General features: G+C 52.2%; 1 rRNA gene. It reads right to left on the bottom strand.

What is annotated here, in order from left to right:
* Positions 1 to 1001, bottom strand: a 23S ribosomal RNA gene (locus FBY13_RS23345); the annotation flags it as partial.

The following is a 1001-nucleotide window of genomic DNA, read 5'->3' as shown; positions in this document are numbered from 1 at the left end:
ACGGGCCTACGTTAGAACACCAAACATTAAAGGGTGGTATTTCAAGGATGGCTCCACGCAGACTGGCGTCCACGCTTCAAAGCCTCCCACCTATCCTACACATCAAGGCTCAGTGTTCAGTGTCAAGCTGTAGTAAAGGTTCACGGGGTCTTTCCGTCTTGCCGCGGGTACACTGCATCTTCACAGCGATTTCAATTTCACTGAGTCTCGGGTGGAGACAGCCTGGCCATCATTACGCCATTCGTGCAGGTCGGAACTTACCCGACAAGGAATTTCGCTACCTTAGGACCGTTATAGTTACGGCCGCCGTTTACCGGGGCTTCGATCAAGAGCTTCAGCTTGCGCTTAACCCCATCAATTAACCTTCCGGCACCGGGCAGGCGTCACACCGTATACGTCCACTTTCGTGTTTGCACAGTGCTGTGTTTTTAATAAACAGTTGCAGCCAGCTGGTATCTTCGACTGCCTTCAGCTCCGTCAGCAAGTGACTTCACCTGGTGGCAGCGTGCCTTCTCCCGAAGTTACGGCACCATTTTGCCTAGTTCCTTCACCCGAGTTCTCTCAAGCGCCTTGGTATTCTCTACCTGACCACCTGTGTCGGTTTGGGGTACGATTTTGTGTTACCTGATGCTTAGAGGCTTTTCCTGGAAGCAGGGCATTTATCACTTCAGCACCGTAGTGCCTCGTCGTCACGCCTCAGTGTAAAGTGAACCGGATTTGCCTGGAACACACACCTACACGCTTAAACCGGGACAACCGTCGCCCGGCTGATATAGCCTTCTCCGTCCCCCCTTCGCAGTAACACCAAGTACAGGAATATTAACCTGTTTCCCATCGACTACGCCTTTCGGCCTCGCCTTAGGGGTCGACTCACCCTGCTCCGATTAACGTTGAACAGGAACCCTTGGTCTTCCGGCGACAAGGTTTTTCACCTTGTTTATCGTTACTTATGTCAGCATTCGCACTTCTGATACCTCCAGCATGCCTCACAGCACACCTTC

It is taken from the genome of Pantoea sp. SJZ147 (assembly GCF_007828605.1).
Classification (GTDB): Bacteria; Pseudomonadota; Gammaproteobacteria; order Enterobacterales; family Enterobacteriaceae; genus Pantoea; species Pantoea allii.
Note: the sequence above shows the minus strand (reverse complement) of the source record. Positions and strands in the feature narration are given on the sequence as shown.